This is a genomic window from Amycolatopsis sp. NPDC102522 (genome assembly GCF_055584485.1).
Genome location: NZ_JBVJLY010000025.1, coordinates 1 through 21,830, shown reverse-complemented (window position 1 = coordinate 21,830; position 21,830 = coordinate 1). Strand labels below are relative to the sequence as shown.

The following is a 21,830-nucleotide window of genomic DNA, read 5'->3' as shown; positions in this document are numbered from 1 at the left end:
AAATGCGCCGCTCGATCGGGGCGAGTTGTCCACATATCGCCGGGACCGCCTTGCGCGTGCCGAAATCGGCTGCTAAACGCGCGCGGTGGACTCCCGGACGACGAGTTCCGCGGGCACCTCGGCGGGGGCCGGTGCCTTCTCCCCGCGCAACAGGCCCAGCACCAGATCGCCGGCCGCCCGTCCCTTGGCGGCGAGGTCCTGGCGGACGGTCGTCAGCGGTGGTTCGGACCATCGGGCGGGCGGGACGTCGTCGAAGCCCACGACGGAAAGATCACCCGGGACCGACAGGCCGAGGTGTCTCGCCGCCGAGATCGCCGCCAGCGCCAGCAGATCCGACATGCACAACAGCGCCGTGGGCCGTGGGTGCCGGTCCAGCAGGCCGAAAGCGCTGGGAAGGGCTCCCTCGACGGAAAGCCCGGACGCCTCCCAGATCGGCACGTCCGTCACCGGGACACCCGCCTCGGCCAGCGTCTCCAGATAGCCGGCCATCCGTTCGCGGTTGTCGTGGAACCGGCTGTTCCCGGCCTCCGCCGCGCTCAGTTCGCCGCCGCGCGGCGCCGAGAGGCACTGTGCCGAGAAGATCCCGATCCGCCGGTGCCCGAGTTCCAGCAGATGCCGGGCCGCGGCGGCCGCGCCTGCCCGGTCCGCCACCCCGATCCTGGCCGAACCGCGGATATGCGGCTGGTCGATCACCACCAGCGGCAGGCCCCGATCCCGGACCGCGTTCAACGCCGGCGCGCCGTCGGCCAGCGAATACGCCACGGCGATGTCGGCTTGCGCGGTCAGGATCCGCTCCGCTCGCGGGCCGCCGCTCTCGCCGTCGCCGGGGAGCAGCAGCAGGGCGTGGCCTTCGGGGTCGACGACCGTCGAGAGCGCGTCGAGGGTGACCGACAGGGCGGGATCCGAGAACGCCGTCGAAAGATTCGTGTCGAGCAGGACGGCGATCGCGCCGGTGCGGCTGGTGGCCAGGCTGCGCGCCGTCGGGTTCGGCCCCGCGTACCCGATCTTCTTGGCCGCGCGAAGCACCTCTTCCCGCAGCTGGGCGGACAGCTGATCGGGCCGGTTGTAGGCGTTGGAGACGGTCGCCCGGGACACCCCGACGGCGTCGGCGACATCGTCCAACGTCGGCCGTCGCCGTCGCGTGCTGGTCACCGCCGCAGTCTAGGGCGTGTTTGAGACGGTGGACTTTCTGAAGCGCTTCAGTCATTCTGGGGGAACAGGAATCGGAAGGGGACTGGGGTCTATGCGTGACCGTACGGCCGTTTTCGTCGTGTTCGCGCTCAACGGGGCCGCGCTCGGCTCCTGGGCACCGCGGACTCCGGCGCTGTCGGAAAGGGTGAACGCCTCACCGGGTGTCTTCGGCCTGGCCCTGCTGGGTGCCAGCGTCGGCATGCTGATCGCGGCGTCGGTATCGGGACGGCTGATCGAGCGGCACGGTGCCCGCGCGGTGGTCGCGGGCAGCACGGTCATCGCCTGCGCCGCGCTGCCGATGATCGGCTTCTCGACGTCGGTCGCCCTGCTGGCCGGGGCGTTGTTCGTCCTCGGCGCGAGCGTCGGGGCGCTGGACGTCGCGATGAACGTCGCGGGTGTCGAGGTGGAGCGCCGTTCCGGGCGGGCCATCATGCCGATCCTGCACGCCGGGTTCAGCTTCGGCGCGCTGGCGGGCTCCGTCGCCGCGGGATTCGCCGCGTCGCACCAGTGGTCGCCGGGACGGCATCTCACCGTCGCCGCGCTGGCGGCGCTCGTCGTGCTCGCCTTCGTCGTCGTGGCCGTTCCCGGCGCGCGGCCCGCACACACCGAGCCCGTCGAGAAGCCGCGAGTGCCGCCGATCAAACGTCCCGTCCTCTGGCTGCTGGCCGCCATCGCGCTGTTCTCGGCGATCGCGGAAGGCGCGAGTTCGGACTGGTCCGCCCTGCTGATGACGTCCGTGCACGGGGTCGGTGACGGCGCCGCGGCCTTCGCCTACTCCGGGTTCGCCCTGGCCATGGCGCTCGCCAGGCTCGCGGGCGCCTGGCTTCAGAACCGCTTCGGCGCCACTCGCGCGCTGGCGGTGGGTGCCGGGATCGCCGCGGCCGGGCTCGTGCTCGCCGCGCTGGCCCCGCTGCCGGTGTTCGGGTTCGTCGGCTTCGCGCTGGCGGGTGCCGGACTGGCCGCGGCCTTCCCGATCGCGTTGAGCCTCGCGGGGGCCTCGGGCAAACGCGCTGACGGCACCGGCGGCGAGCGGGAATTGGCCTTCGTCACCGCGATCGCCTACACCGGCTTCCTCGCCGGGCCACCGCTGATCGGAGGGATCGCGCAGGTGACGTCGCTTTCGGTGTCGTTCCTGTTCGTCGGCCTGACCGCCGCGCTGATCGTGCCGTCCGCGGTGGCCGCGGCGCGGGCGGGGAAACGGGAGGAGGTCTCAGAAGCCGTCGCCCGTTGACATCCTCGCCGGAACGCGGGCAAGCTGGTTGCTCAGTAAACTGAAATGAATGCGACATGGTCGCTGTTTCAGGATGGCTGATCCGGGGGAGGAGCGGCGTGAGGGTGCTGATACTCGGGGGCGGCGTGGGGGTCCTGACCGGTCGGCATCAGGTCCCCGGGATCCCGGCGCGGCTGGTGCAGACCACTTTGCCCCGGCTCGTCCTGGTCCCGGTGGTGTTCCGGCTGGTGATGCTGGCGCAGGCGGTGTGGACGGCCGGGCTCACCGGATCCTCGGTGCTGTGGACGTTCGCGCTGCTGCACCTGGTGCCGAACGTCGCCGAAGCCGTCTGGATCTTCCGGTGGTCTCCGACAGGTACGCGGCTGGTGCCGGCGGCCGACGCCGGGTGCGCCGTCCTCTTCGTCCTGGGAGCCACGCTGATCGCGCCGGACCTCGCGATCATGTCGATCACCTGGACCCATCTGATGGGCACGGTGATGATCTGGGCCCTGCTGCGCGGCGCGCCGGCGGGGGCGCTGGTCATCGGCGGCGCGATGACGCTGAACACCGTGCTGGATCCGGCTTCCTCACTCGGTCTCTTCCTCACCCTCGCGACGGCGCTGGTGGTGTCGCTCGCGCTGGTCGGCCTGGTCGGCGCGTCGATGCGGTTCGCGCTCGGGTTCGGGGAGCAGCAGGGCCGCGCGGCGGAACGCGAACGGCATCGCCGCGACGTCCACGACACCGTCCTGCAGGTGATGGAGTCGTTCGCGATCCCCGCGCCCGCCGACGAACTCGACCCGGCGGCCAGCCTCGACCGGGTCCGCCGCACCGCTCGTGCCCAGGCGATGCGCATCCGGATCAGCCTCGAGCACGAACCGGCCGAACCGGTCGGGCTCCACCAGCGTCTCCGTCTCCTCGCCGCCGAGATGGCCGCGGAAGGCCTGCGGGTCGAGGTCGTCGTCCAGGACTCCGGTGGCCCGGACCTTTCGGAAGAGGCGGCCATGGCCTTGCACGACTCGGCCAGGGAGGCCCTGCGCAACACGTTGAAGCACTCCGGGGCCAGCCGGGCCGTCGTCAGCGTCGAAGAGATCGGCGGCGGGGTTTCCTTGACGGTGCGCGATCACGGCGCCGGGTTCGACGTCAGTGACAGGCGGCGCGGCTTCGGTCTCGAGAACTCGATCATCGCGCGGATGGCGGAATCCGGCGGTTTCGCGCGGATCGAATCCAGCCCGGGGCTGGGGACGAGGGTGGTGCTCCTCGCACCTTCAAACCTGGGTCTCCCCGTCGGGTGAGTCACGCCATTGGCGGAACGGGCGGTCCAGCGTCCACTTGTCGCCCGCCCGCTCGACGACGCGGTATTCGCAGGTCGTCGGGTTGGACAGGGACTCGAACAGCTCGATGCTCCAGCCGAAGAGCCGACGGCACAGCAACCGGATGGTCAGGCCGTGCGAGACGACCAGCACGGTTTCGGGGTGATCTTCGCCGCAGGCCCCCAGCTCGCTGAGGAACGCCGCGACGCGGTCGTCGACGTCCGCCCCGGATTCGCCGAACGGGAGCCGGTAGAAGAAGTGCCCGAACTCGTGGCGGCGTTGCTTCTGGACCTCCTGCTCCTGCGGATCCTGGAGGTTGCCCCAGTCCTGTTCCCGCAGCCTCGGCTCCGGCACGGTCCGCTCGCAGGTGTCGCGGATGTCCAGTAGCCGCAACGTTTCCCGCGTCCGCAGATACGGGCTGACGTAGACCGCCGGTCGCTGCCCGCCGAGGACCTCCTCGATCTCCGGGCCCGCCAGCCTCGCCTGCTCGCGGCCGTCATCGGTGAGCGGGAGGGCGTGGTCGGGGATCCGGGTGTAGGCGAGCTCGTCGACGTTGCCGAGCGACTCGGCATGCCTCAGCAGGATGATCCGCACGCCCCTATCTTGCCCGTTTCGCGTCCGGCATACCCTCGTGACGTGCCTTCAGACCCCGAGACGAAACCGGCCCCACCCGCGCGGAAGGCCGGTGTCCTGCCGCTGGTGTCGATCGGGGCGCTCCTGGCCGCGGTGGTGGCCGTCGGCCTGGTCGCGCTGACCGGTGGCGCCGGTTACGTCATCGCCGGCCTGCCGGATCCGGGGCTGGTGACGCGCTACGGCATCACCGTCGTCCGGGTGCTGGCCGAGGCGGCTTCGGTGCTGTGCGTGGGTTCGCTGCTGCTCGCCGCGTTCCTCGTCCCGCCGCAGAAGTCCGGCACGCTCGCGGCGGACGGGTACTCGGCCATCCGCGTCGCGGGCGTCGCCGCGTGGGTCTGGTTCTTCGCGGCCGCCGCGTCGATCTTCTTCTCCGCGGCGGACGGCGCGGGGCGCCCGTTCACCGAGGTGCTGTCGCCGCAGGTGCTCATCGACCTCGTGGACGCCATCGAGCAGCCCAAGGCCTGGCTGTTCACCGCGCTGATCGCGCTGCTGGTCGCGCTCGGCTGCCGTCTCGCGCTGACCTGGGGCTGGACGACGGTCGTCTTCTTCCTGTCCGTCGGCGGCCTGATCCCGGTCGCGGTCACCGGGCATTCCGCGAGCGGTGGCTCGCACGACATGGCGACCAACAGCCTGCTGTACCACCTGGTCGCCGCCGCGCTGTGGGTCGGCGGCCTGGTGGCGCTGCTCGCGCTCGGCTGGCGTCGCGGCGAGAACCTCAAGCTCGCCGCGACACGGTTCTCCAAGCTGGCGCTGGTCTGCTGGATCGTGATGGCGGTCTCCGGCATCGTCAACGCGCTGGTGCGGATCAGGATCGCCGACCTGTTCACCACCGACTACGGCCTGCTCGTGGTCGCGAAGATCGTCGCGTTGCTGCTGCTCGGCGTCTTCGGGCATCAGCAGCGGCAGAAGGGTGTCGCCGGGCTGGTGAACGGCGCCGGTGGCGGGCAGTTGCTGCGGCTCGCCGCGGTCGAAGTGCTGATCATGTTCATCACGATCGGCATCGCCACCGGACTCGCGAAGACCCCGCCGCCGCAGGAATCGTTCACCCAGCCGTCGACCACGGAACTGCTGATCGGCTACGACCTCTACGGTCCGCCGACCGTCTTCCGGCTGCTCACGGACTGGCGGTTCGACCTCGTCTACGGCACCCTCGCGATCGTTCTCGCCGGGCTGTACCTCGCCGGCGTGCGACGGCTGCGACGCCGCGGCGACACCTGGGCCACCGGCCGGATCGTCGCGTGGCTCGCGGGCTGTTTCGTGCTGCTGATCGCGACGTCGTCCGGCATCGGGCGGTACGCGCCCGCGATGTTCAGCGTGCACATGGGCAACCACATGCTGCTGTCCATGGTGGCGCCGGTGCTGTTCGTGCTCGGCGGGCCCGTGACGCTCGCGCTGCGCGCACTGCCCGCGGCGGGCAAGGACGCCCCGCCCGGACCGCGTGAATGGGTGCTCGCCTTCGTGCACTCGCCGCTTTCGCGGTTCCTGACGCATCCTGTCGTCGCCCTGCTGCTGTTCGTCGGATCCTTCTACGGCCTGTACTTCTCGGGCCTGTTCGACTCCGCGCTGAACTACCACTGGGCGCATCTGGCGATGAACGCGCACTTCCTGCTCGCCGGCTACGTCTTCTACTGGCCGGTGATCGGCGTCGACCCGGCGCCCCGCCGGATCCCGCCGCTGGGGCGGCTCGGGATGATGTTCGCCGCCATGCCGTTCCACGCGTTCTTCGGGATCGCGCTGATGAGCATGCAGACCGTGCTCGGACAGGACTTCTACCGCGGGCTGAAACTGCCGTGGGTCACCGACCTGCTGACCGACCAGCGGCTCGGCGGCGGGATCGCGTGGGCGTCCGGTGAACTGCCGGTGCTGCTGGTGCTCGTCGCGCTGCTGGTGCAGTGGGCGCGTCAGGACGAGCGGGAGGCCCGGCGCAAGGATCGCCGCGAGGACGCCTCGGGCGACGCGGATCTCAACGCCTACAACGCGATGCTGAAGAACCTCGCCGATCAGGGCCGGGGGCCGGGGCAGGGTTCCTAGAGCGTCTTCTCGGGCTGGTCGTGAGTGGCGATTCGGGGTTCTAACCCTAATTGCCACTCACGAGATTCTCCCCACGATGTTCCGGCGCTCTGGTCGCCTGAAGTACGTGAAGGCCCCCTTCATTGCGTCTAGCGCAGTGAAGGGGGCCTTCACGTACTTGGGGAAGGAATCCTTCACGGACTGCGCGGCTTCGGCTCATCCACCGTAGGCGTTGGCCCTGACCCGAATCGCCACTTCCGACGGGCCCGAGTTATCCACAGGAAGCTCGCCGCGGCCGCAGTTGTCCACAGATCACGATCGCGGCCGTTTCCGCCCTTCGATCCGAGGCAGTCTGTGATCAAGGGAAACACCGGGGACGGCCCGGATCGAGGAGAAAGGCGAGTGTGATGGCGATGGGCGAAACGTGGGTGACGATGATCGGCAACCTGACCAGTGAACCGATCCACCATCCGGAACGGGTGCACGGGCACGACATCGTGTCGTTCGGCTTGCGGAGTGTCGAACGCCGCTACGACAAGGAAAGAGGGGAGTGGTGCGAGGGGCGGCAGCTCGCGGTCAAGGTCACCTGCTGGCGGAAGCTCGCGATGGCGGCTTTCGCGTGCTTGAGCAAGGGCGATCCGGTGATCGTGGCCGGGCGGCTGCGCGGCGCCGAGACCGCGGAGGAGATCCCGGCACCTCTCGGTCTACCTGAGCTTGAGGCCTTCTCCATCGGCCCCAACCTCGCGCGTTGTTCCGCCGAGATCATGCGGGCCGGGCGTGATCGGCCCCGGGCGATCCCGATGGCGGTGCCGCCCGCGGGGAATCCCATGGTCACCGCGCTGGAGGAGACACCCGTGGCCTGAGGGTGCCGATGCTCGCTCAGTGATGTGAGGATGACTGTCGGTAGTTCGGTGGTGACCGCCGTCAAGGCCCCGATCGGCTCGCTCTACGATCGCTTGTATGGCCGAGTTCATCTACACCATGAAGAAGGTGCGCAAGACCGTCGGGGACAAGGTCATCCTCGACGACGTCAGCACCGCGTTCTACCCCGGCGCCAAGATCGGCGTGGTGGGGCCGAACGGCGCGGGTAAGTCCACCGTTCTGAAGATCATGGCGGGGATCGAGCAGGCCAGTAACGGCGAAGCCTTCCTCCAGCCTGGCGCCAGCGTCGGCATCCTCATGCAGGAGCCGGTGCTCAACGAAGAGAAGACCGTCCGCGAAAACGTCGAAGAAGGCCTTGGCGAGATCAAGGTCAAGCTCAACCGCTTCAACGAGGTCGCCGAGCTGATGGCGACCGACTACAGCGACGAGCTGATGGAGGAGATGGGCAAGCTCCAGGAGGACCTCGACCACGCCGACGCGTGGGAGATCGACTCCGCGGTGGAGCAGGCGATGGACGCCCTTCGCTGCCCGCCGCCCGAAGAGGCCGTCACGCACCTCTCCGGTGGTGAGCGCCGCCGGGTCGCGCTGTGCAAGCTGCTCCTGTCCGCGCCCGACCTGCTGCTCCTCGACGAGCCCACCAACCATCTGGACGCCGAAAGCGTGCTGTGGCTGGAACAGTTCCTCGCGAACTACGCCGGCGCCGTCCTCGCGGTCACCCACGACCGGTACTTCCTGGACAACGTCGCGCAGTGGATCATGGAGCTCGACCGCGGCCGCGTCGTCGGCTACGAGGGCAACTACTCGACGTACCTGGAGAAGAAGCGCGAGCGCCTCGAAGTCCAGGGCAAGAAGGACGCCAAGCTCGCCAAGCGGCTGAAGACCGAGCTCGAATGGGTCCGGTCCAACGCCAAAGCGCGCCAGACCAAGTCGCGGTCCCGGCTCGACCGCTACGAAGAGATGGCCGCGGAGGCCGACAAGCACCGCAAGCTCGACTTCGAAGAGATCCAGATCCCGCCGGGGCCCCGGCTGGGCAGCGTGGTCGTCGAGGTCGAGAAGCTGCGCAAGGGCTTCGACGACCGTGTGCTGATCGACGGGCTGTCGTTCGACCTGCCGCGCAACGGCATCGTCGGCGTGATCGGGCCGAACGGTGTCGGCAAGACGACCCTGTTCAAGACGATCGTCGGGCTCGAAGAGCCGGACGACGGCCGGGTCAAGATCGGCGAGACGGTCAAACTGTCCTATGTGGACCAGAACCGCGGCGGGATCGACCCGAAGAAGACGGTATGGGAGGTGGTTTCGGACAAGCTGGACTACATCCACGTCGGGCAGACCGAAATGCCCTCGCGTGCCTACGTCAGCGCGTTCGGTTTCAAGGGTCCGGACCAGCAGAAGCCGGCGGGCGTGCTCTCCGGTGGTGAGCGCAACCGGCTGAACCTGGCGCTGACCCTCAAGCAGGGCGGGAACCTGATCCTGCTCGACGAGCCGACGAACGACCTGGACGTCGAGACCCTGGGGTCGCTGGAGAACGCTCTCGAGCAGTTCCCCGGCTGTGCCGTGGTCATCTCGCACGACCGGTGGTTCCTCGACCGGGTCGCGACGCACATCCTCGCCTGGGAAGGCACCGACGAGAACCCCTCGCAATGGTTCTGGTTCGAAGGTAACTTCGAAGGCTACGAGAGCAACAAGGTCGAACGTCTCGGTGCCGAGGCGGCTCGTCCGCACCGCGTCACCCATCGCAAGCTGACCCGCGACTGAGGGCCGGGGGTTCCCCGTGGAAGCCAGCAAGCGCCAACGGCCGGGCTCGCCCACCACCATGGTGGGTGGGCGGACGGCTACCACCGGGGGAACCTTGTCCGCTGTCGGCAGGCTGATCGAGCGTGCGGACGCCCTGCATCTGAGGGCGCCCGAACTCGCCTTGGTCCTCGGGGAGCGCGCGGCCGCGCTCGCCGAGGCCGCCGGTGCCGACGAGCAATGGATCCGCGCGGAGAGCCTGGTCGTGAGCGCTCGGGTGCGGCTCGGTGGCCGTCCCCGGACGGTCGGCCGGGCGGTGGCCGCCCTGCGCGCCGCCGAGCACGCGGGCTACGGCGACATCGCCGCTCGGCTGAGGATCGACCTGGCGGTCTGCGCGCGCAGCGTCGGCATCCCGTTGACCGGGCTGGCCGCGCTGCGTCCGTTGCTGGCGGATCCGGCGGTCTCGCCGGCGCACCGGGCCGAGGCGCTGTGTCACCTCGTCGGCTGCTTGGCGCAGTTCGGCCGCAAGGCGGAGCTGGACCGTGTGCTCGCCGAGGCGGACAAGCTCGTACTCGGCGACGGCTCGATGACGGCGGACTCGCAGCTGCTGATCCGCGCGATGCTGCGTGTCGGGGTGTCGGCGCACCGTCGCCGCCACGGAGATCTGACGTCGGCCGCCGACGCCGCGCGCACCGGGCTGGGCATGCTCGAGAAGCTCGGAAACCCTGACGACGACGGAGGTCTCGTCCGGATCAGGCTGATCCTGCAACTCGTTTGCACGTTGCTGGACCGCGGCGACACGGAGATGGCGCTGGAGGTCGCGCAGCCGATCCTCGCGGCGCCCGTCCGGGCCGCCGGGGTCGCGCCCGCCGCGTGGCTGCGGCTGGCGATCGCCACCCGTGTCCTGCTGCCCGCGGGATCCGGGGAAGCCGCGGGCATGCTCGTCCGTGAATCGGTCGCCGGCACCGAGGACCACAAGCTGCACGCCGTCACGGCACGGCTGTGGCTGGAACTCGCGCAGATCGAGGAACGGCTCGGCCGGGCCGAGGAGGCCATCGGCTGTCTGCACCGTTCGCGTGCCGCCGAGCATCTGCACGCCCGCGCGCGCAGGCAGGCGTGCAACGTCCTGGTCGGTGAGTTCGGCGCGGCCGAAAACGCCGCTGTCGACCTCGACGACGTCCTGCGGGCGGTCGCCGCGCAGCCTGCCGCCGCCCCAGCTTCGGCACCCGTGCCCGCGTCCGCTCCGGCGCGAGCCCCGGCACCGGAAGCGGCCGAGGTGACCGCGGTGATGGCGGCGATCGACGCGGCGCCCTCGAAACGGACCGCGGCCGAGCAGCCGGTTCGTCGCGAGCCGTCACGGCAGGCGCGGCAGAGCAGGCAGGCGGAACCCGCGACGGTGCGGCAAACGCCGGTCGAGCCCCCGCGTCCCGCCGAACCGCAGCGTGTTGCCGAACCCCCGCGTCTCGCAGAACCCCCGCGCCCTGCCGAATCCCAGCGTCCCGCCGAGCCTCCGCGTCCGGCGGAGCCTCCCGTGGCACCGGTCGCGGAGAAGCGCGAAGCACCGGTCCTGAAGCCGCCGTCCCGTCCGGAGCCGGTTCGCGAAGCCTCGGAGTCCGACAGCGATTGGCGCCGCCGGGTACCGAAGAAACCTCAGCCACCCAAGCCGTCGATCAGGTTCGAGCCCGCCGCACCGAAGCTGATGCCGCCGCCGAAATCGGAGCCCGCACAGCGCCCGGAACCTGCACAGCGTCCGGAACCGGGGCGCAGGCGACGCAGCCGTCCCGAGGCGCCCGCGGCCAGCGAGAGCGTCGCCCCGGAAGCCCCGGCCGCGCGGCGGCAGCGCGAGGCACCCGTCCGGTACGAAGAGCCGGTGCCCGTACCTGCTCCGGAACCTGCGGTCCCGGAGCTGCTTCTCGCTCCCGAGCCCGCCGCCGAACCCCGGCCGAGGATGGCCGCGGAGGACGAGCCGCCGCGTCCGCCGGGGACCGCCGCCCCGCTGTGGGAGAGCGACGAGTGGGCGGCCGAAGAGCGTGTCCGCCGGTCCGCCGCGCCCGTTTCGCGCAAGACCAGGCACGACGCCGAACACGGTTCCGTGGCGGCGAAATCGGTGCTGGACCGGCTCGGGATCTCGAGCACCGGCGGGCACGGCGGTGGCCGTCGCCGCGCGGACGGCCCCACGGATCCCGCACCTCCCGAACCCGCCGCTGAGCAACGTGCCGCCGAGCAACGTGCCGACAACGGCCGCGCCCGCGGGGAGCAGCCTCCGGTCGAGTACGCCGAACCCGCCGTCCCGCTCGCGCCGCCGCCTCGGGAAGACCCGCCGCCGTCGCACGGTGGCGGAACCCGGGAGAGTGCCAAGGAAAGTCCCCGGCCGAACGCCAAGGAAGAGGTCACGGATCCGTGGCTGCCGCGGTTGCGGATGCCGCCGGCGCTCGACCCGCTGACCGACACCGGTTCCTGGCGGCCGGTCACGCCGTTCCCGGAGAGCTACGCCCGTGCCATCGCGGAGGACGAGCCGCCGCCGGACGCCGGTCTCGCCGACTTGCTCGCCCGCGCGCTCGCCGAGCACCAGGCGGGGACGGCGAGTGCCGCCGCGCTCGTGAAACAGCTCGGCTCCCAGGACTCGGGAAAGCGTCCGGTCAACGGCCACGACAGGCACCGCGCCAACGGGAGCGACTGACCGCGCGAGAGCAAAGGTCCCTTGCTTCACCTCGGGGGAAGCGGAAAACGGCTTGAACGATTCAGTCGGCCGGGTGAGCCTTTCGATCGCGCCGTCGCGTGGCAATGGGTGCTGGTCACCCCCGGTGCGGCGGGATGCGGGAAGGCCCGGACAGACCGTCGATGTGACCGGTGAGTAGCTGAACCGATCACGGCGATTCCGCTATCTGAGCAGGGAAATCTTCGACGGCCGGGAATGACCAGGCCTTGTCGGGCCGACTGCCTGGAGCTGTAGGTTGGGTCTGGGCCGGTACAGAGTCGTGCCGGTCGCGGTGTCAATCTCGCTACAGTGGAGAGTTGCCTCAAATGAGCTCGACGGGAGTCTCGTCCCTGCCCGGAAAAGATGTCGGCACCGAGGATGGCGCTCGGCGCCGGTCGGTGAACCCGGAGCAGATCCGGGACGACTTGATCGACGCCGCCGCGGCGTACGCCCCGGAGATCGGCGACCTGATCCGCCTGTACTACCGGCACATCCCGGCCGAAGAGATTCTCGGTGACGACCCGGTCGACCTCGTCGGCGCCGTCCGTTCGCATCTGCAGCTGGCGAAGGACCGGATGCCCGGCCGTCCCGCGGTACGGCTGCTGAACCCGACAGGCCCCGCGGACGGCTGGACGCGTGAGGCCACCGTCGTGCAGGTCGTCACGGACGACATGCCGTACCTGGTGGATTCCGTCGCGGCCGAGTTCGCGCGGGACGGGGTGCAGGTGCAGCGCATCGTGCACCCGATCGTCGTGGTGAGCCGTGATCTGACCGGTGAGCTGCTGGAGGTCCACCCGGACGCCGACCCGGCCGATCCGCCGGCGAACTCGGCGGCCGAGTCGTGGATGTACATCGAGATCGACCTGGTGACGGACCCGAACCGCGCCCGCGAGCTGGACAACCGGCTCTCGTCGGTGCTGGGCGACGTGCGTGAGGTCGTCGAGGACACCGACAAGATGGCGGAGACGGCGTGCCGTCTCGCCGACGAGCTGGACGAGGCACCGCCGAGGCTGTCCGCGAGCGAGGTCGCCGAAGGTGCCCGGCTGCTGCGCTGGCTCGCCGACGGCCACTTCACCTTCCTCGGCTACCGCCGCTACGAGCTGATCGACAACCCGCACCCGGACAGCGACGAGCCCGCCCTGCGCGCGGTGCTCGCCACCGGGCTGGGCGTGCTGCGCCAGGACAGCCTGGCCGCGCGCAGCCTCACCGCCGGTCCCGACACGGCGGCGTCCGCGCTCGCGCCGACGCTGCTGGTCCTGACCCAGGCGAGTGCGCCGTCCACCGTGCACCGCACGGTCTACCCGTACTACGTCGGCGTGAAAACGTTCGACGACAACGGAAAAGTCACCGGCGAGCACCGCTTCCTCGGCATGTTCACCACCACCGCCCTGCACGAGAACGTGCTCGACATCCCGGTGGTCTGCAACCGGGTCCGCGAGGTCATCCACCGCGCGGGCTTCCCGATGGAGTCCTTCTCCGGCCAGCGGATGCTCGAAGTGCTGCAGAACTGGCCGCGTGCGGACCTGTTCTCGGCCGACACCGACTCGCTGTACTCGACGACGACGGGCGCGATCACGCTTTCGGATCGCAGGCGGCTGCGGCTGTTCCTGCGGCGCGACCCGTACGGCCGTTTCTACTCCTGCCTCGTGTACCTCCCGCGCGACCGCTACACGACCCGTTCGCGGCTCGCGATGCAGGAGGTCTTGCTCGAAGAACTCGAAGGCGCACAACTGGAGTACAGCGCGCGTATCGGGGAAACCGTGCTCGCGCAGGTGCACTTCATCGTGCACACCGATCCTTCGCAGCGGTCCGAACCGGACACCCTGCGCATCCAGGAACGGCTCAACGAAGCCGTTCGCAGCTGGGACGACAGGATGGTCGAGGCGATCCTCGCCGAGCGCCGCGAGCGCGCCGGGGAAAGCGGTGTCGCGATCGGCCTGCTGGGCGAGGAGTCCGCGGGCGAACAGGGGCAGCGGTTCGCCGCGGTGTTCCCTGAGGGCTACAAGGAGGACTTCACCGCGCTCGAAGCGCTCGCGGACCTCCGCGCCCTGGAGTCGCTGACCGACGAGGGTGACCTGTCGCTTTCGTTCTACCTCCCGGCCGACGCCGAGGCGGGGGAGCGCCGGTTCAAGCTGTACCTGCGCGGCGAGGGTGTCACCCTCTCCCAGGTGCTCCCGGTCCTGCAGCGGATGGGCGTCGAGGTCGTCGACGAACGCCCGTATGAACTGCGCCGCGAGGACGGCGGCCGGTCCTGGATCTACGACTTCGGCCTGCTGATCGACCCGCAGGTCCTCGACCACGCGGACCACGACCTCCGCATCCGCTTCCAGGACGCCTTCCACGCCGCCTGGCGCGGCGACTGCGAGGTCGACGGCTTCAACGGACTCGTCCTGCGCGCCGGGCTCACCTGGCGCCAGGCGGCCATCCTGCGAGCCTACTCGCGATACCTGCGCCAGACGAAGATCCCGTTCTCCCAGGAATACATCGAGAACACCGTCCTCGCGCACACCGACATCGCCACCGCGCTGGTGCGGCTGTTCGAGACCCGCTTCGACCTCGCGCTCGGCGACGAGGTCCGCGCGTCGCAGGCCGACCAGCTCACCGCCGAGATCGGCAAACTGGTCGACGAGGTGACCAGCCTCGACGAGGACCGGATCCTGCGACGGCTGATGGCGGTCATCCTCGCCACGCTGCGCACGAACTACCACGTCACCGACGAGGACGGGAACTCCCGCCAGTACCTGGCGCTCAAACTCGACCCGAGCGCGGTGCCCGAACTGCCCGAGCCGCGGCCGAAGTACGAGATCTTCGTGTACTCGCCCCGGATCGAGGGTGTGCACCTGCGCTTCGGCGACGTCGCGCGCGGTGGCCTGCGGTGGTCCGACCGCCGGGAGGACTTCCGCACGGAGATCCTCGGTCTGGTCAAGGCGCAGGCGGTCAAGAACGCGGTCATCGTGCCTGTCGGCGCGAAGGGCGGCTTCGTCGTGAAGCGTCCGCCGACGGCCACCGGTGACCCGAGCCTGGACCGTGACGCCCAGCTGAACGAGGGCATCGCCTGCTACCGGATGTTCATCTCCGGCCTGCTGGACGTGACCGACAACCGCGTCGAGGGCAAGACCGTCCCGGCGCCGCGAGTGGTCCGCCACGACGGCGACGACAGCTACCTCGTGGTCGCGGCGGACAAGGGCACCGCGAAGTTCTCCGACATCGCGAACGAGGTCTCGGCGAACTACCGGTTCTGGCTCGGCGACGCCTTCGCCTCCGGTGGCTCGGTCGGCTACGACCACAAGGCCATGGGCATCACCGCGAAGGGTGCTTGGGAGAGCGTCAAGCGCAACTTCCGCGAGCTGGGCAAGGACACCCAGACCGAGGACTTCACGGTCGTCGGCATCGGCGACATGATGGGCGACGTCTTCGGCAACGGCATGCTGCTCTCGGAGCACATCCGTCTGGTGGCCGCCTTCAACCACATGCACATCTTCCTCGACCCGAACCCGGATTCGGCGACCTCGTTCGCCGAGCGGCGGCGGCTGTTCGACCTGCCGCGTTCGTCGTGGGAGGACTACGACCGCTCGCTGATCAGCGAGGGCGGCGGGATCTACTCCCGGTCGGCGAAGACGATCCCGGTCAGCCCGCAGGTGCGCGAGGCGCTCGGGCTCGCCGAGGACGTCGCCGCGCTGGCACCGAACGACCTGATGCAGGCGGTGCTGCTGTCCCCGGTCGAACTGCTGTGGAACGGCGGCATCGGCACCTACGTCAAGGCCGAGAACGAGAGCCACGCGGACGCGGGCGACAAGGCCAACGACGCCTTGCGCGTCAACGGGAACCAGCTCCGCGTCAAGGTCGTCGGCGAGGGCGGGAACCTGGGGCTGACCCAGCTCGGCCGGATCGAGTTCGCCCGCGCGGGCGGCAAGATCAACACCGACGCGCTCGACAACTCCGCCGGTGTCGACTGCTCCGACCACGAGGTCAACATCAAGATCCTGCTGGACCACCTGGTCTCGACCGGATCGCTGGGCGCCGAGCAGCGCAACGAGCTGCTGGAGCAGATGACCGACGAGGTCGGCGAGCTGGTGCTGGCCGACAACTACCGGCAGAACGCCGTGCTCGGCGTCAGCCGGGCGCACGCCGGGCCGATGGTCTCGGTGCACCAGCGGCTCGTCGCGGCGCTGGTCGCGAGGGGCGCCTTCGACCGCAAGCTCGAAGCACTGCCGAGCTCGGCGGAGTTCCGCGCGCTGGAGAAGGCGGGCGAAGGCCTGACGTCGCCGGAGCTGGCGACACTGCTCGCGCACGTCAAGCTCGACCTCAAGGACGAGCTGCTGGCCAGCGAACTGCCGGACTCGGAGGTGTTCTCGCGCCGTCTGCCCGAGTACTTCCCGAAGCCGCTTCGGGAACGCTTCGGCGACGCGATCTTCCAGCACCCGTTGAAGCGCGAGATCATCACGACGATGGTGGCCAACGAGGTCGTCGACGGCGCCGGGATCTCCTACGTCTTCCGCCTGATGGAGGAGATGAACGCGACCGCGACCGACGCCGTCCGCGCGTACGCCGTGGTCACCCACGTGTACGACCTGCCGTCGCTGTGGGCTCAGATCGACGCGCTGGACAACGTCGTGCCGACCGAGGTCGCGGACGAGATGATGCTGGAGACCCGCAGGCTGCTCGACCGGGCCGCCCGCTGGTTCCTCACCAACCGGCCGCAGCCCCTCGCGCCGCTCGCCGAGATCAACCGGTTCGGCCACGTCGTCGGGGAGCTGGCGCCGCGGGCGCACGAGCTGCTCCGTGGTGTCGAGTGCGCTTCGGTGGACGCGAACACCGAGCGGCTGATCGGGAAGGGCGTCCCGACGGAACTGGCGGAGCGCATCGCGCTCCTGCTGCACACCTTCGGCCTGCTCGACGTCACCGACGTCGCGGAGCTGGCCGAGCAGCAGGCGGGGATCGACGCGGTGCACACCCCGCCGGAGACCGCGGGCCTGTACTACGCGCTTTCGGACCACCTCGGCATCGACAAGATGCTGACGTCGATCAGCGGTCTCGAACGCGGCAACCGCTGGCACGCGCTCGCGCGGCTGGCGCTGCGTGACGACGTCTACGGTTCGCTGCGGACGATCACGCTGGACGCCTTGCGGCACAGCGATTCGGGCACCGACCCGGACGAGAAGATCGCGCACTGGGAGAAGACGAACGCCTCCAGGCTGCAGCGGGCCCGCGTCGCGCTGGACGAGATCAGCCAGTTCGGCAAACTCGACCTGGCGACGCTGTCGGTGGCGGCGAGGCAGATCCGGAGCACGGTGAGGTAGTGAGCTACATTTCCCTGATCCGGCCGCGCTGGTCGGATATGGACGTCTACGGGCACGTCAACCACGCGAATCTGGTGACCCTGCTCGAAGAGGCACGGATCCCCCTGCTGTTCGGGGACGCCGTCCGGGCCGGGCTCACCGAACTGCCCAAGGGCATCGTGGTGGTGAAGCTGGCCGTCCATTACCGTTCGCCGATCGTGGTGTCCGATCAGGACATCCGGGTGGAGATCTCGTTGAAGGACTTGAAGCACGCCAGCTTCACCCTCGGCTACAAGGTGCACAACGGGCCCGCCGAGGCCGATAAGGTCGCGGTCACCGCGGAGACGGTGCTCGCGCCGTTCGACACCGGGTCCGAGCGGCCCCGGCGGCTGACCGAGGACGAACGCGCCTTCCTGGAGAAGGGGTTCGCGGATGCCTGAGCTCGTCATCCCGGACGCGGACGACCGCGAAACGCTCGGCGCGTTCGTGGCCAGGGCGGTCCGGCTCGACCAGAACACGCTGGTGCGGTTGCGGCAGCGCGGTGACGGCGTCGTCGAGGCGTGGAGCACGACCCCGTTCGAGGTCCTCGCCACCAGGGCGGTCGCCGGCGACATCACGCCGTCGGACATCACCGTGTCCGGGAACGAGCTGCTCGCCGCGCTGACCGTCGCCGGCGGCGAGCGGATGGATCCGGGTCCGGCCCGTGACCTGATGTGGCATTCCGAGCTGCCCGCGCCCGGCCGCTGGCAGCTGGTGGACGAGCTGCCGGCGACGGTGCTCTCGGAGCTGGCCGATCGCGGGGTCACCCTCGCCCGCGACAACGCCGGTCCGCACGGCAATCCGCCCGCGTCACTGATGGACCAGGCGGTGCTCACCGTTTCCGGCAACGAGCTGGAGATCAAGGTCCAGATGCGGTGCCTGTTCGCGTTGTCCGGGATGGGCTTCCTCGACTCGTCGATCGCCGACGACGTCGTCCGGGTCACCGCGACGGATTCGTGGATGCGCATCGACGCCCGCTACGGCGCTGTCATCAAGCGCCGTCACGCGCTCCTGCCGCTTCTGTTCTGACGGGTTTCTTACCGCCGCACACCGCGGGTGGCTTCCGGCCGCCCGCGGTGTCAGGCTGTCCCCATGAGCGACAAGGACGGGGAGGACCCGACAGCGGATTTCCTCGCCGAAGTCCGGCCGGAGGAGACGCCCTGGCGTACCGAGCGCCCGCCGGGTGAGGAGGCGCCGGAACACGCCGAACGCCCGGAGAAATGGGGCCGGGCGAAAGCCGCCAGACGGGCCGCCGCGGCAGCCGCGCCCTACGTCCAGGCCGCCGCGCTGGCGACCTGGATCGTCTCGGGCACCCTCGACGACTCCGGCGACGCGGGCTCCTCCGGCGACGCCTGACTCCCGCGTGGGGCCTAGAGCTTCCCGCGCATGGTTTTCATGCGTTCGATCTCCGCGGTCTGGCCGGTGATGACCTCCTGCGCCATCTCCTGCGCCTTGACCTCGACACCCTTGCCGAGCTGGGTCTCGGCCATGGTCAGCGCGCCCGTGTGGTGCGCGATCATCAGGTCGAGGAACATCTTTTCGAACGCCACACCGCTCGCCGCGCGCAGATCCGCCAGCTGGGCCTCGGTCGCCATGCCCGGCATGAGCGCGTGGTCGTGCCCGGCGCCGTGACCCGCGTGTCCCTCGCCCGGCACCGGCTTGCCGCGGTCGGCCAGCCACGTCTTCATCATCGTGACCTCGCCGTCCTGCGCCACCGAGATCCGGCCGGCGATCGCCCGGATCTGCTCGTTCGCCGTCTTGCCCGGCACCAGGTCGGTCATCACCTTCGCCTGCTGGTGATGGGGGATCATCATCGTCATGTAGTCGACGTCGGCCTCGTTGGGCTGATCGCGGTTCACCGGGCCGGGGGAACCGGTGCCCGCCTGCTCACCGGGCTTGCCGGGAACGATCACCGGCGCGTTCTGGGCGGGGGCGGCGGGCTCCGCGTCGCCGGTGCAACCCGAGACGGCGAAAGCGGCCACGACCAGCGCCGATGTCAAACATTTTCTCATCCCGGGAGAACCTCCGTTGGTTGGTACCTGCTGAGCCTAAATAAGTAATAAGGTTCGCGTAAAGCTGGGTGGAAGGAGAGCCATATCGTGCTGCAGCCTGGGCTGAAACGCCGCTTGACCAGGGTCTTCGTATCGGCGGCCGCGGTCGCCGCCCTCGGAGCTTCCAGCGCGTTCGCCGCGCCCGCCGTCATCGCGGAGCCGTCGGCGACCACGATCCCGGGTGTGGACGAGATCGTCCACAGCCCCAATCTCCGGTCGATCGCGAACGTCCCGCAGCAGGGACCGTTCACCAAGGACTCGACCGGGACCGACATCGCGTTCACCAAGGGTCACGCGATCATCGGCACGTACGACGGCTTCAACGTCTTCGACGTCCGCAACCCGTACCGCCCGAAGATCGTCAGCCAGGTCCTCTGCCCCGGCGGGCAGAACGACGTGTCGATCTCCGGCGACCTGCTCTTCCTCTCGACCGACTCCTCGCGTAGCGACAACTCGTGCAACAGCGTCGCGAAGCCCGCGTCGGAGAAGTCGGCCTGGGAAGGCATCAAGATCTTCGACATCTCGAACCTCGCGGCGCCGAAGTACGTCGCGGCGGTCGAGACCGACTGTGGTTCGCACACCAACACCCTGGTGCCGGACAAGCGCGGCCAGGACGTCTACATCTACGTCTCGTCGTACGCACCCGCGGCCAACCTGCCCGACTGCCAGCCGCCGCACGACAAGATCTCCATCGTCAAGGTCCCGGTGAAGGACCCGGCGAAGGCGTCCCTCGTCGCGACGCCGGTGCTGTTCGCAGACGGTGGCAACGCCGGCGGCGACAACCCCGACGGCACCCGCCGGTCCGCGACCACCGGTTGCCACGACCTGACGGCGCTGCCGGAGAAGGACCTGATGGCCGGTGCCTGCATGGGTGACGGTGTCCTGATCGACATCTCCGACCGGCTCAAGCCGCGCGTCATCAACCGGGTCCAGGACAACGTGAACTTCGCGTTCTGGCACAGCGCCACCTTCAACAACGACGCCACCAAGGTCGTCTTCACCGACGAACTCGGCGGCGGCGGGATGGCGACCTGCCTGGAGAAGTTCGGCTCCACCCGTGGTGCCAACGGCATCTACGAGATCACCGGCCGCGGTGACAACCGCAAGCTGGAGTTCCGCAGCTACTACAAGATCCCGCGTCTGCAGTCCGAGACCGAGAACTGCGTGGCGCACAACGGTTCGCTGATCCCGGTGCCGGGCAAGGACATCATGGTCCAGTCCTGGTACCAGGGCGGCGTCTCGGTGTGGGACTTCACCGACTCGAAGAAGCCGAAGGAGATCGCGTACTGGGAGCGGGGCCCGCTGTCGAACGAGAAGCTCGTCGGCGGTGGAACCTGGTCGGCGTACTGGTACAACGGCCACATCTTCTCGTCCGACATCGTGAAGGGCCTGGACGTCCTGGATCTCAACGACTGGCGGACCTTCCCGGCCAAGCTCGTCCGGCAGAACCAGTTCAACGCCCAGACGCAGTACAAGCTGCACCCGGGCTTCAACTGATCCAGTAGTGCCATGAAAGGTCCTTTCCTTGCGAATTTCGCAAGGAAAGGACCTTTCATGGCGTGATGGCTGACAACAAGATCACCTGGGGGTTTCACATGAGGATTCGTCAGAGATTCACCGCGCTCCTGGCCGTCGGGGTGGTGGCGTTCAGCGCCGCGCCGGCCCAGGCGAGCGCCACTTCCCTGATCGCCGAGCCCACCGTGACTTCGGCCGAGTACCCGGACGACGGTGCCTGGCACCCCGGCGCCGGGCTGCCGGGCTCGTTCACCTTCGACGCCAACGGAGACAGCGCGGTCGTCGGGTTCTACTACGGGAACACCGATCCGGCGGGCACCTACGTGGCGGCGAACAACGCCGGCGGGTCCGCGACGGTTTCCTACACCCCGCAGACGTCCGGCCCGAACGATCTCTACGTGGCGAGCGTCGACAGCGCGGGCAACCGGTCGCCCCAGCACGTCCACCACTTCTACGTCCAGTCGACAGAGCCTCGGATCACCGGGCCTCGGGAAACCGGTGTCGGAGTGCCCGCCGAGTTCCGTTTCACCCCGGGCATCGCCGATGTCGTCTCCTACACCTACCGGATCGACAACGGGCCGGAGACCACCATCGCGGCCTCGGCAGGCGCCACGACCGCGAACATCATCACGGCGGACCTGGGTTCCCACCGGCTCTACGTGTGGAGCACGACCGGCGCGGGAGTGACGTCCGGCACCGCCGACACGTCCTACCGGGCCAGTGACGCTCCTCTGGTCGCGAGCACCGAATACCCCGACCTCCAGGACAGCGGAGGCCCCGGCGTCACCGGCGTCTTCCACCTGACCCCGCGCACGCCGGGCGTCGTCGCCTACGTCTACTACTTCAACGAGGACTGGAGCAATCCGACCGTGGTCCCGGCCGGAGCGGACGGCACGGCGAGCTTCACCTTCACTCCCGCCGCGTCGGGTTTCTATCCCATCCAGGTCTACAGCCGGACCGCTGACGGCACCGGGTCGGTCCTGGGCCGTAACTACTCCGTCGTGGTGAACTAGGACCCCTTGGTCCTGGCTGCCGTTATTCGCGGGTCAGGCCTTCACTACTTTCAGGTTTGTCCCAGACGCACCAGTAGCCACAGCGGCTGCGCGTGAAGGGGTCCTTCACGTACTGCAGGGACCAGGGGGCCGCATCGTGGTGGGTCGGGTTGGTCGTGAGTGGCGATTCGGGTTATTGAGGGGTAAGGCAAAGGTGTCGGGTCGACGAGGGCGCGAGTTGTCACTCAGGGTGAGGGGTGTGTGGAAATAGGGACGCTCGACGTCCCTA

General features: G+C 69.4%; 15 protein-coding genes. 12 read left to right on the top strand and 3 right to left on the bottom strand.

Translation table 11 applies throughout. The features are described 5' to 3' along the window. Positions 1-72: 72 nt before the first annotated feature. On the bottom strand, positions 73-1,122 hold the full coding sequence (locus tag ACZ6YV_RS37215) for a LacI family DNA-binding transcriptional regulator (RefSeq protein ID WP_465514195.1): 1,050 nt from the start codon (positions 1,120-1,122) through the stop codon (positions 73-75). Between the two features lie 121 nt (positions 1,123-1,243). On the opposite strand from ACZ6YV_RS37215, the gene ACZ6YV_RS37210 reads away from it, so the two are divergent. Together ACZ6YV_RS37210 and ACZ6YV_RS37205 are read left to right on the top strand one after the other, a co-directional pair. Next, the gene (locus ACZ6YV_RS37210; protein WP_378236504.1) at positions 1,244-2,422 is read left to right on the top strand and encodes an MFS transporter; all 1,179 of its coding nucleotides are present in this window, start codon (positions 1,244-1,246) and stop codon (positions 2,420-2,422) included. 104 nt (positions 2,423-2,526) lie between these two features. Further along, a complete protein-coding gene (locus ACZ6YV_RS37205) occupies positions 2,527-3,693 on the top strand; it encodes a sensor histidine kinase (RefSeq protein ID WP_465514081.1) in 1,167 nt (388 codons plus the stop codon). Here the strand turns inward: ACZ6YV_RS37205 and ACZ6YV_RS37200 are convergent. Next, positions 3,667-4,305: a histidine phosphatase family protein gene (locus ACZ6YV_RS37200; protein WP_465514080.1), complete on the bottom strand. Its 639-nt coding sequence runs from the start codon at positions 4,303-4,305 to the stop codon at positions 3,667-3,669. The genes ACZ6YV_RS37205 and ACZ6YV_RS37200 overlap by 27 nt on opposite strands. 42 nt (positions 4,306-4,347) lie before the next feature. Here ACZ6YV_RS37200 and ACZ6YV_RS37195 point away from each other — a divergent pair, with 42 nt between their 5' ends. From ACZ6YV_RS37195 to ACZ6YV_RS37160, 8 genes are all read left to right on the top strand, one after another. After that, positions 4,348-6,375 carry a bifunctional copper resistance protein CopD/cytochrome c oxidase assembly protein gene (locus ACZ6YV_RS37195; protein WP_465514079.1) on the top strand — a complete coding sequence of 676 codons (2,028 nt, stop codon included), beginning with the start codon at positions 4,348-4,350 and terminating at the stop codon, positions 6,373-6,375. 392 nt (positions 6,376-6,767) lie between these two features. Further along, entirely contained in the window at positions 6,768-7,217 is a 450-nt protein-coding gene (locus ACZ6YV_RS37190) for a single-stranded DNA-binding protein (RefSeq protein ID WP_465514078.1), read from the top strand. 97 nt (positions 7,218-7,314) lie between these two features. Next, entirely contained in the window at positions 7,315-8,991 is a 1,677-nt protein-coding gene (gene ettA / locus ACZ6YV_RS37185; protein WP_378236509.1) for an energy-dependent translational throttle protein EttA, read from the top strand. Between the two features lie 16 nt (positions 8,992-9,007). Continuing rightward, a complete protein-coding gene (locus ACZ6YV_RS37180) occupies positions 9,008-11,647 on the top strand; it encodes a hypothetical protein (protein ID WP_465514077.1) in 2,640 nt (879 codons plus the stop codon). 344 nt (positions 11,648-11,991) lie between these two features. Then, entirely contained in the window at positions 11,992-16,965 is a 4,974-nt protein-coding gene (locus ACZ6YV_RS37175) for an NAD-glutamate dehydrogenase (protein WP_465514076.1), read from the top strand. Next, complete coding sequence (locus ACZ6YV_RS37170; RefSeq protein ID WP_378236512.1) at positions 16,965-17,384, top strand: acyl-CoA thioesterase; 420 nt, start codon at positions 16,965-16,967, stop codon at positions 17,382-17,384. Before ACZ6YV_RS37175 ends, ACZ6YV_RS37170 begins: the two co-directional genes overlap by 1 nt. Continuing rightward, on the top strand, positions 17,377-18,012 hold the full coding sequence (locus ACZ6YV_RS37165) for a DUF8010 domain-containing protein (protein WP_465514075.1): 636 nt from the start codon (positions 17,377-17,379) through the stop codon (positions 18,010-18,012). Before ACZ6YV_RS37170 ends, ACZ6YV_RS37165 begins: the two co-directional genes overlap by 8 nt. A gap of 63 nt (positions 18,013-18,075) precedes the next feature. After that, entirely contained in the window at positions 18,076-18,339 is a 264-nt protein-coding gene (locus ACZ6YV_RS37160; protein WP_465514074.1) for a hypothetical protein, read from the top strand. Positions 18,340-18,353: 14 nt separating this feature from the next. On the opposite strand, the gene ACZ6YV_RS37155 is transcribed toward ACZ6YV_RS37160, so the two are convergent. Next, positions 18,354-18,995 (bottom strand): DUF305 domain-containing protein, encoded by a 642-nt coding sequence (locus ACZ6YV_RS37155; protein ID WP_465514073.1) that lies wholly within the window; start codon positions 18,993-18,995, stop codon positions 18,354-18,356. 87 nt (positions 18,996-19,082) lie between these two features. Here ACZ6YV_RS37155 and ACZ6YV_RS37150 point away from each other — a divergent pair, with 87 nt between their 5' ends. Both ACZ6YV_RS37150 and ACZ6YV_RS37145 read left to right on the top strand, forming a co-directional pair. Next, a complete protein-coding gene (locus ACZ6YV_RS37150) occupies positions 19,083-20,531 on the top strand; it encodes an LVIVD repeat-containing protein (protein WP_465514072.1) in 1,449 nt (482 codons plus the stop codon). Positions 20,532-20,629: 98 nt separating this feature from the next. After that, on the top strand, positions 20,630-21,562 hold the full coding sequence (locus ACZ6YV_RS37145) for a hypothetical protein (RefSeq protein ID WP_465514071.1): 933 nt from the start codon (positions 20,630-20,632) through the stop codon (positions 21,560-21,562). Positions 21,563-21,830: the final 268 nt, after the last annotated feature.

Coding starts and splice junctions, on each gene's coding strand:
- ACZ6YV_RS37145 (WP_465514071.1), top strand. CDS start 20,630: ATGAGGATTCGTCAGAGATTCACCGCGCTCCTGGCCGTCGGGGTGGTG.
- ACZ6YV_RS37190 (WP_465514078.1), top strand. CDS start 6,768: ATGGGCGAAACGTGGGTGACGATGATCGGCAACCTGACCAGTGAACCG.
- ACZ6YV_RS37175 (WP_465514076.1), top strand. CDS start 11,992: ATGAGCTCGACGGGAGTCTCGTCCCTGCCCGGAAAAGATGTCGGCACC.
- ACZ6YV_RS37165 (WP_465514075.1), top strand. CDS start 17,377: ATGCCTGAGCTCGTCATCCCGGACGCGGACGACCGCGAAACGCTCGGC.
- ACZ6YV_RS37155 (WP_465514073.1), bottom strand. CDS start 18,995: ATGAGAAAATGTTTGACATCGGCGCTGGTCGTGGCCGCTTTCGCCGTC.
- ACZ6YV_RS37210 (WP_378236504.1), top strand. CDS start 1,244: ATGCGTGACCGTACGGCCGTTTTCGTCGTGTTCGCGCTCAACGGGGCC.
- ettA (WP_378236509.1), top strand. CDS start 7,315: ATGGCCGAGTTCATCTACACCATGAAGAAGGTGCGCAAGACCGTCGGG.
- ACZ6YV_RS37160 (WP_465514074.1), top strand. CDS start 18,076: ATGAGCGACAAGGACGGGGAGGACCCGACAGCGGATTTCCTCGCCGAA.